The organism is Streptomyces sp. NPDC000878 (genome assembly GCF_053599695.1).
The window spans coordinates 24,845-33,835 of sequence record NZ_JBSFMT010000075.1; the positions used below are offsets into that span (position 1 = coordinate 24,845).

At 71.0% G+C, this 8,991-nt stretch carries 7 protein-coding genes; 5 read left to right on the forward strand and 2 right to left on the reverse strand.

Annotated elements, in window-relative coordinates:
• Positions 1-14: 14 nt before the first annotated feature.
• The 3 genes from ACWDR4_RS41030 to ACWDR4_RS41040 all read left to right on the forward strand — a co-directional run bounded on the left by ACWDR4_RS41030 (position 15) and on the right by ACWDR4_RS41040 (position 5,372).
• On the forward strand, positions 15-1,172 hold the full coding sequence (locus tag ACWDR4_RS41030; RefSeq protein WP_450416140.1) for a ricin-type beta-trefoil lectin domain protein: 1,158 nt from the start codon (positions 15-17) through the stop codon (positions 1,170-1,172).
• 64 nt (positions 1,173-1,236) lie between these two features.
• Positions 1,237-4,638 carry a right-handed parallel beta-helix repeat-containing protein gene (locus ACWDR4_RS41035; protein ID WP_450416142.1) on the forward strand — a complete coding sequence of 1,134 codons (3,402 nt, stop codon included), beginning with the start codon at positions 1,237-1,239 and terminating at the stop codon, positions 4,636-4,638.
• 116 nt (positions 4,639-4,754) lie between these two features.
• A complete protein-coding gene (locus ACWDR4_RS41040) occupies positions 4,755-5,372 on the forward strand; it encodes a response regulator transcription factor (RefSeq protein ID WP_450416144.1) in 618 nt (205 codons plus the stop codon).
• 95 nt (positions 5,373-5,467) lie between these two features.
• Here the strand turns inward: ACWDR4_RS41040 and ACWDR4_RS41045 are convergent, their stop codons facing one another.
• Both ACWDR4_RS41045 and ACWDR4_RS41050 read right to left on the reverse strand, forming a co-directional pair.
• Positions 5,468-5,830, reverse strand: coding sequence for a hypothetical protein (locus ACWDR4_RS41045; protein ID WP_450416146.1), 363 nt, complete (start codon positions 5,828-5,830; stop codon positions 5,468-5,470).
• Positions 5,831-5,951: 121 nt separating this feature from the next.
• Positions 5,952-6,728: a GNAT family N-acetyltransferase gene (locus tag ACWDR4_RS41050; protein ID WP_450416175.1), complete on the reverse strand. Its 777-nt coding sequence runs from the start codon at positions 6,726-6,728 to the stop codon at positions 5,952-5,954.
• A gap of 154 nt (positions 6,729-6,882) precedes the next feature.
• Here ACWDR4_RS41050 and ACWDR4_RS41055 point away from each other — a divergent pair, with 154 nt between their 5' ends.
• Positions 6,883-7,857, forward strand: coding sequence for an RNA polymerase sigma factor (locus ACWDR4_RS41055; RefSeq protein WP_450416148.1), 975 nt, complete (start codon positions 6,883-6,885; stop codon positions 7,855-7,857).
• 85 nt (positions 7,858-7,942) lie between these two features.
• On the forward strand, positions 7,943-8,878 hold the full coding sequence (locus ACWDR4_RS41060; RefSeq protein WP_450416149.1) for an alpha/beta fold hydrolase: 936 nt from the start codon (positions 7,943-7,945) through the stop codon (positions 8,876-8,878).
• Positions 8,879-8,991 lie beyond the last annotated feature (113 nt).

Consider the following 8,991-nt stretch of genomic DNA (forward strand, 5'->3'; position numbering starts at 1 on the left):
GGACAGAACACACCATGAGCGAACGAGCAGCGAACCAGACGGACAACGGCGCCGAGTCCGCATCCGCGGAATCCCCCGAATCCGCTGAGTCCAACGGACCGGCAGGGCCCGGTACTTCAGGGACCACCGCTTCGTCCGGGCCCCAGGCGCAGACCCCGGCCCCGACCCCGACCCCGACGGCCTCCTCCGACAGCGCGGGGGCACAGACAGCGGTACTCGCCGCCCCGAGCCCCTCCGCCCCCGCACCGGGAGCCGCCGCGGCACCCCTCCCCGCCCTCCCGCAGGCCGCCGCCCCCGAGCCGGAAGCCGCCCAGGGTCTCCTGGCCGGGCGGCTGTCCTCGGGCGTGCTGGCCGGCGCGGCCCTGGCCGGACTGCTGCTGATAGCCGCGCCGTTCGGCTTCGCGCAGCTCGGCGACGACTCGCCGTCGGCCGATTCGGCGTCCTCGCGCGAGGACGACCTGGCCGCGGGCCTCCCGCCGGACGACGAGCAGCCGGGATTCGTCCCCGTCCCGGCGGAGAGTTCGGCCTCCCCGACCGTACGGCCGCCCGCCTCGGGCACCCCGCGCTCCGCCGGGAACCCCGTCTCGGTCCCGTACGGCCCGGCGACCCCGGCGCCGAGCGCCACCAATCCCCGTACGACCAAGCCGGACGGCGGGAAGTCCGGGACGAGCAGCGGGACGAAGAGCGGGACGAGCAGCGGCACGAAGAGTGGCACGAAGAGCGGGACGGGCACCGTCGCCGGGAGTACGAGCCCGCAGGTGGCCACCCAGTCGGCCGTTCAGCCGGCCGGCACCCGCCACCTAGTGGGTCAGCAGAGCGGACGCTGCGTCGACATCCCCAACTTCCAGGCCACAGTCGGCGCGGACCTCCAGATGTGGGACTGCGTCCAGCAGAAGAACCAGTACTGGACGTTCCGCGCGGACGGGACCGTGCGGGCCATGGGGCTGTGTCTGACGAGCGTGTGGCACGCGGGCGAGAACGGGTCGCCGATCCAGCTCGACACCTGCGCGGGGCGCCCCCAGCAGAAGTGGGCGCTGAACAGCGATGCCGCCCTGGTCAACCCGGCGACCGCCAAGTGCCTCGACGTCGTCGACTTCAACACGGGGAACGGCGCCCGGCTGCAGCTGTGGTCGTGCGGCGGCGGGGCGAACCAGAAGTGGACGATCCGCTGACCAGTCTTTCTGTGCCCCTGCCCAGGCAACCCGCGCCACCCGGCCCGGAGAGGAGAAACACCCCATGACACGCCAAGTGCTGGCCGTCGACCCGGAGGACGCCGGGTGTCACGCGTCCATCGCGGAGGCCGTACGGGCCGCGCGGAGCGGTGCCCTGATCACGGTGGCGCCCGGCCGGTACAGCGATCCGCTGGTGCTGACCGACGTCGTGACGATCATCGCGGCACAGGGGCGCGGCTCGGTGGAGCTGGCCCCCCGGTCCGGCACCGCGGTGACGGTGACCGCCGAGGCCGTCAAGCTCACCGGCCTGGTGATCCGGGGCGGTGACGCGGAACTGCCCGCGGTCGACGTGCCGGCCGGCCAGCTGGAGCTGGACGACTGTGAGATCAGCGCCGCGGCCTGGACCGCCGTACTGGCCCGGCACAGCGGTGCGTTGGCCATGCGGGACAGCAGGGTCACCAACTCGGCCGGCGCGGGGATCGTGGTGACCAGCGAGGCCGAGAGCGTCATCGAGGACTGCCGGCTTGAGGACCTGCGGGCGTCCGGCGTGGTGATCGGCGAGCGGGGAAACCCGCTGATCCGCCGCTGCACGGTGCGGGACACGGCCGGCAACGGGGTCTTCGTGAACGGCGAGGGCCGCGGTTCCATCGAGGACTGCGACATCTCGGCGACCGAGAAACCCGGCATCGCCCTGGAGGACAACAGCGCAACCCGCGTCCTGCGCACGCGAGTTCACGCCGTACGCGGTGTCGGCATCCATATTTCGAGCCGTAACCGTGTGCTGGTGGAGGACTGCACGGTGGAGGGCGCGGCGGGCCACGGACTGACCGTGACCGGCGACGCCGAGCCGATGGTCCGCAGGCTGCGGCTGACCGGGGCCGGGCAGCAGGGCATCCGGCTCGGGGACAAGTCCCGCGGCCGGTACGAGGACTGCGAGGTGCGCGACGCCGAGGGCGCCGGGCTGTGGGTCGGCGGCAGCGCCTCGCCCGTCCTCACCGGCCTGACGGTCCGCGGCGGCGCGGCCGACGGGGCGCACCTCACCGAGGACTCGACGCCCGAACTCGACCGGCTCCATGTCGGCGGCGCGGCGGGCACCGGCGTACGCACCGACGAGAACGCCAACCCGCTGCTGCGCCGGATCACCCTCACCGCCTGCGACGGGCACGGCCTGGAGGTGTCCGGCACCGCCCGTGGCCGCTACGAGGACGTGGAGATCAGCGAGGTCCGCAAGTCCGGGGTGCGGATGGCCGATTCCTCCCGACCGCTGCTGAACGCCGTACTCGTCAGGGAGGCGGGCGGCAACGGCATCGCGGTCGCCGGGACCGCCACCGCCAGCCTGCGCGACTGCGATGTGTTCCGGGCCGACTCGGACGGCCTCACCGTGGCCGCGGGAGCGAGCGTGACGGCGACCCGTTCCCGGTTCCACGGCTGCGGGCGCGCCGGCATCATGATCGCGGCCCGGGGCACGGGCACGCTGACCGACTGCGAGGCGTTCGAGAACACCGGCGACGGCATCCTGCTGCACACCGCGGACCGCGTCGTCCTCCGGAACTGCGCCGCCTTCGAGAACGGCCGCAGCGGCCTGCGGCGCACGGCGATGAGCGAGAGCACGGTGCTGGAGAACCTGGTCAGCAGGTCCAACGGCGCCGCGGACGTACAAGGGGAGGCGCAGGAGGCCACGGGAACCCAGGGGCCCGCGGATACCCGGCCCAGGCGGACTCCCGCCCCGCACGCCCGCCCTGCCGAACCCGACCGCCCCGCAGCCGAGCCCGCACCTGCCGCCGAGAAGGAGAAGGCGAAGGAGAAGAAGCTGTCGCCCCTGGCGGAGCTCGAGTCACTCATCGGCCTGGACTCGGTCAAGCACGAGGTGAAGACCCTGGTGAGCCTCAACCAGATGGCCCGCCGCCGCACCGAGATGGGCATGTCGGCCCCGCCGATGAGCCGCCACATGATCTTCGCCGGACCCCCCGGCACGGGCAAGACCACCGTGGCCCGGCTCTACGGCAGCATCCTCGCGGAGATGGACGTACTGCGGCACGGGCACATCGTGGAGGTGGCCCGGCAGGATCTGGTGGCGCAGGTCATCGGCGGTACGGCGATCAAGACCACGGAGGCGTTCGAGAAGGCCCGTGGCGGGGTGCTGTTCATCGACGAGGCGTACACCCTGACCTCGCAGTCGGACGGGGGCGGCGGCGCCGACTTCGGCCGGGAGGCCGTGGACACCCTGGTGAAGCTGATGGAGGACCACCGTGACGACACCGTGGTGATCGTCGCCGGCTACTCGGTCGAGATGCGCCGGTTCCTCGCCACCAACCCCGGCCTCGCCTCCCGGTTCAACCGGACCGTCGAGTTCCCCAACTACGCGGTGGACGAGCTGGTGACGATCGTGGAGCACATCTGCGGACGGCACCAGTACGAACTCGGTCCGGGTACGGCGGCGGCGCTGGCCGATCACTTCGAGAAGCTGCCGAGGGACGACACGTTCGGCAACGGACGGACCGCGCGTCGCACCTTCGAGGAGATGGTGGACCGTCAGGCGTTCCGGCTGGCCGGCGAGCTGGACGTGGCCCCGGCCGACATGCTGCGGCTGATGCCCGCCGACCTGGGTGGCCGGGACGTGGCGGGCAGCCAGGACGACAGCGAGGCCGGTCGCGAGGAACTCGCCGTGCTGCTCGGCGAGTTGAACGACATGGTCGGCCTCGACCAGGCCAAGCAGACCGTGGCCTCCCTGGTGCATCTGCTCGCCAACACCCGCCGACGGGCGGCGGCCGGGCTGCCGGCCGCGACACTCAGCCACCACGTGGTGTTCTCGGGGCCGCCCGGCACCGGCAAGACCACCGTGGCCCGGCTCTACGGCCGGCTGCTCGCCGCCCTCGGTGTGCTCTCCGGCGGGCAGGTGGTCGAGGTGGCGCGGGCCGATCTGGTGGGCCGGTACATCGGCCACACCGCCCAGATGACCAGCGACGCCTTCGACCGGGCCCGCGGCGGGGTGCTGTTCATCGACGAGGCGTACACCCTCACCCCCGGCGGGGCGGAACGGGCCGGCACCGACTTCGGGCAGGAGGCCGTGGACACGCTGGTGAAGCTGATGGAGGACCACCGCGACGACGTCGTGGTGATCGTGGCGGGCTACACCGAGGAGATGAACGGCTTCCTGGCGTCCAACCCGGGACTGTCCTCACGCTTCTCGCACCGGGTCGAGTTCACCGACTACGCGGCCGACGACCTGGTCGTCATCGTGGAACGGCAGGCCGAGGCGAGCGGCTACGCGTGCGGTCCGGGTCTCTCGGAGCGGTTGCGCGAGCACTTCGCGTCGATGGAACGCGGCCGTTCCTTCGGCAACGCCCGCCAGGCCCGCAAGGTCTTCGAGTCGCTGGTCACGCGCCAGGCGTTCCGCCTCAGCGCGTCGGCCGCCCCGACCCTCGACGAACTGCGGCTGCTGCTACCCGAGGACCTGGTCGTCTGATTTTCTTCGAACCTGTTCCGATCAGTTTCGAACTTTTTCCTCGGTCGCCGCATCGAATCATGGCAGCGGGCCCGACCGGCCGGCCCGACCACCGCCAGCGGACCGAGGACGATGACATGACGATCAAGCCCCGTGTAGCCGTGCACGCCGCCGACGCGATCACCCGGGTCGGTCTGGCGTCCTGCCTGGAGCGCAGGCCGCACCTCGTGCCGTCGGAGATGGGGGAGGCGGACATCGTGGTGGTGGCGGTCGCGACCGCGGACGCCACCACGCTCGACACGCTGCGCGACCTCCCCGCACCGGATCGGGCCCGGTACGTCCTGGTGGTGGGAGGCGGCTGGTACATCGATCCGTCCGCCGCCGTGGCCTGCGGGGTACGGGCCGTGCTGTGGCGCGCGGAGGCGAACCCCACCGCGCTGGTCCGGACGGTGGTCTCCGTGGCGAACGGCCAGGCGTGGCTGCCCCCGACGGTCCAGGGACGCCTCCTGGACCAGGTCGAACACGTCCAACGGGAGGTCCTGCGCCCGAGAGGGCTGACCGCCTCCGGCCTCACGGCCCGGGAGGTCGACGTACTGCGCCTGGTCTCGGAAGGCATGGACCTGTCCGAGATCGCCCAGAAGATGAGCTATTCCGAGCGCACCATCAAGAAGATCGTCTCCTCCGTCATGGGCCGGCTGGGGCTGCGCAACCGGGTCCACGCGGTGTCGTACGCCATCCGCGCCGGCCTGATCTGACCGCGCCCGGCATGCCCGCGGCCCACACTCCCGGCGGGGTCGCATCCCGTGGCGGCGATGCGTCCCGGGCCGAGGTGTGGGCGGACGACCCTCGGTCAGCAGGGCCGGTAGGAAGAGATCTTGTCGTTGATCCACGAGGGGATCGTGGCCCACCACTCGCCGGAGCCGATCCTGAACTCGAGACCGCCGTAGTTCTTGTGCTCGTAGAAGCACATGGAGAAGGACGAGCTGTTGCCTATGGAGGACGTCGTGTCCTTCGCCGGCCCCGTGAGCTCAGCGACCTGGACCGGCGCGCCGCTCGGGTACACCGGGATCGAGTAGTTGGGGTTGGCGTAGATGAAGACGTTGCCGGCGGCGGCGGCCGGAGTGGCGGTCGCCACAACGCCCGCCGTTGTGAACAGGACACCCAGGACAGCGGTAACTGCCAGACGCTGCTTGCTCTTTCGCAGTAACGACATGGACTCTTCCTCTTCCTCGTCTTCGAGCCTTGCAAGGACTTGCTGCAAGATGCTGCAAAGGATTTCATGGGGGTGCCGGGCAGGCAACTCCCTTGCACCGACGAATAGTTCGTCTAGTTCGTCAGGCGGCGGGGAGGCCGAAGAGCTGGTACTCGGCCACCGTCTCGAACCCCATGCGGGGATACACGAGGGCGCCGAGCGGGCTGGCCTGCAGGGTGCCGACGTGCAGGCCGTGCTCCCGGCCGGTCGTGAGTGCCGCCGTGCTGAGGGCGGTTCCGATGCCCTGGCGTCGGTGGTCGGGAGCGGTGCTCACGACGTAGACGCCCGCCACGCCGTGCGCTTCGTACAGCAGCGACGTGCCCACGACGCGCCCGTCGCGGCGCACGGCGAAGCGAGTGATGCGGGCGGAGTCCGGGCGTTCCGCCTCAATGCGCGTCGCGTCGTCGATGATCTGCGGTGTGACGCCGAACGAGGTGATGAACGACTCCACCCATTCACGCAGCGCGTCGGCCCCTTCGACCGTCTCGATCTTCAGATCCTCCGCCGGCCCTTCGGCTGGGGCGAGGCGGTCGAGGCTGATGGCCATGATCGGTGAGGCGCCCAGCTTGACGGCTCCGTGGTCGACGAGCCTGTTCGCCATGTCCGGGGCGCTGTCCGGCCCCACCCACCACATCCACGGGAGTCCGGCCATCCGGTCGGCGGTGTGCTTGACCGTCTGCTCCAGCTGGTCGGTGTCGCTCAGCCGCAGGACTCCGTTGAGCTGGCCGTCGGCCAGCCCGCTGCGGTAGTAGGTGAGTTCGCCGTCGGCGATTTCCGAGGCTCCCCAACCGAGCCAGTAGTCACGGCAGTTGGCGAGCAGCGGTGCAAGATCTGATACGTCGTTCGCGTTCACGGTCACGTTCAAGGTCCTGTTCTCCTGGTCCTGTTCAGGGCATTGACATGACGCCGGCGGCGTTGCGAAGTTCGCTCGGGATGGTGTGATGCGCGTCACTGGGTCGCCCCGTCTCGCGCGCTACTTTGTGGGCGACCGACACCGACACCTGAAGGGATCCATGACCGGGGACTGGGCCGAGGCTGCTCGGCTTGAGGACGCGCGGTTGACCTGTGCCGCGCAGGCGGGTGAGGTCGCCGCGTTGGGTGTGCTGCTCGAGCGGCATCGGGCGGGGATGCGGGCGGTGGCGTTGAGCATTCTGGGGCCGGGTGCGGATGCCGACGACGTGATGCAGGACGCGGCGCTGACCGCGTTGCGGCGGATCGGCGACGTACGTGATCCGGAGGCCGTGGGTGCGTGGCTGCGGATGATCGTGCGCAACGCCGCCCGGACCGTGCTGCGTAGGTCCGCTGTCCTGCTGCCGGTGGACGAGTACGAGCTTCAACTGCCGTCGTACGACGCCGATCCGGGGCGATGGCTGGAGCAGAACGCGTTGCGGGACTGGATATGGGAGGCGCTGGAAGAGCTGTCTCCGGCGTTGCGGATGCCGTTGGTGCTGCGCCATTTCACCGACCGGGTCACCTCGTACGAGCAGATCGCGAAGGCGTGCGGGGTGCCGGTCGGCACGGTGCGCAGCCGGCTCAGTCAGGGGCGGGTCAAGCTCGCCGCCGCCCTCGCCGCCACCGCCGAGGCCGCGCACTCCGACACCGGACAGCGCGTCCGGGCCAGCCGTTCGGAGGCCCGTGAGACGCTCGACGCCGCCGAGGGCGGACACTTCGGCAAGCTGGTCGCCGAGCGCTGGTCGCCCGACATCGCCCTGCTCAGGGGGAGGGACCGGATCGCCGACCGGGACATCCTCGTACGCACGATGGACAACGACATCGCGGACGGTGTGCGGCAGCGCCTGGTCAACGCCGTCGCCGGACGGTCGCTGACCGTCTGGGAGATGGACATCCTCAATCCGACCGACAACCCCGAGCACTGCCCGCCCTCCGTGGCCTGGCTCATGTCCCTCGACGCCGCCGGCCGGGCGCTCCGGCTGCGGCTCTTCCACCCCAGGCCGGTACAGGCCATCGAGACCCTGCCTGTCTTGTGACGCAGGTCACGCAGGGGTAAGCGAACCTTGTTCTCCGTGGAGCGTCCTGTCGGTGCCATCAACACTTGCCGGACACGGAGAATCCATGACCACCATCCCCACCATCCCCATGACCGACGCCCTCGCGGCCGGTACCCACGAGTTCGACATCGACGGAGTGACGCAGCGCTACCACGTCCACGGCCAAGGACCCGTGTGCGTCGCGCATTCCGGCGGGCCCGGAGTCACCTGGGAGTACCTGCGCATGCCCGCGCTGGAGGAGCACCTCACGGTCGTCTACCCGGAGCCGGTCGGCTCGGGCGAGGGCGACTCGGGCCGGCTGCCCTCCCACCCGCACGGGTACACACGGGCCCTCTACAGCCGGTTCCTTCAGGCACTGATCGACCACCTCGGTGTGCCCGAGGTGTATCTGCTGGGGCATTCCCACGGTGGTTTCGTCGCCCAGTACCACGCCCTGCACCACCCCGAGCAGGTTGCCGGGGTCATCCTCTACGAGAGCGCGCCGGTCACCGGCCAGGAGCATGTCGCCGAGGCGATGAGCCAGGTCCAGAGGTTCGCCGAACGGCACGCCGGTCACCCCGAACTGCCCGCCGTCCTCGCCGGGTTCGAGGCCCTGCCCGGTCTGAGCGACGACGCGGGGACCACGGACGTGCTCAGGGCCCTGGTGCCCGTGTACTTCGCCGACTACTGGGGCCGGGAGGAGGAGTTCGCGCCCTTCCGCGCCGCCGTGAGCGCCACGTACATCTCGTCGCTGGACCAGGACCAGGTGCCGCGGCCCATGGACGACAGGGAGGCACTCGGTTCGCTCGCCCTGCCGACCCTGGTCGTCGTCGGCCGGCACGACTTCATCTGCGGGGTGCGGTGGGCCGAGGAGTTGCACGCCCTCATTCCCGGATCGCGGCTGCTGATCCTGGAGGACAGCGGGCACTTCGGCCATGTCGAGCAGCCGGCGGAGTTCGCCCGCGCGGTCTCGGCGTTCGTCACGGCCACCGGGCCGGTCACCGGGCCGAGCGTCGGCTGACGCTCAGGTCCGGGACTCCGGGACTCCGGGACTCCGGGACTCCGGGACTCCGGGACTCCGGGACTCCGGGACTCCGGGACTCCGGGACTCCGGGACTCCGGGACTCCGGGACG

Coding starts and splice junctions, on each gene's coding strand:
- ACWDR4_RS41030 (WP_450416140.1), top strand. CDS start 15: ATGAGCGAACGAGCAGCGAACCAGACGGACAACGGCGCCGAGTCCGCA.
- ACWDR4_RS41035 (WP_450416142.1), top strand. CDS start 1,237: ATGACACGCCAAGTGCTGGCCGTCGACCCGGAGGACGCCGGGTGTCAC.
- ACWDR4_RS41040 (WP_450416144.1), top strand. CDS start 4,755: ATGACGATCAAGCCCCGTGTAGCCGTGCACGCCGCCGACGCGATCACC.
- ACWDR4_RS41045 (WP_450416146.1), bottom strand. CDS start 5,830: ATGTCGTTACTGCGAAAGAGCAAGCAGCGTCTGGCAGTTACCGCTGTC.
- ACWDR4_RS41055 (WP_450416148.1), top strand. CDS start 6,883: ATGACCGGGGACTGGGCCGAGGCTGCTCGGCTTGAGGACGCGCGGTTG.
- ACWDR4_RS41060 (WP_450416149.1), top strand. CDS start 7,943: ATGACCACCATCCCCACCATCCCCATGACCGACGCCCTCGCGGCCGGT.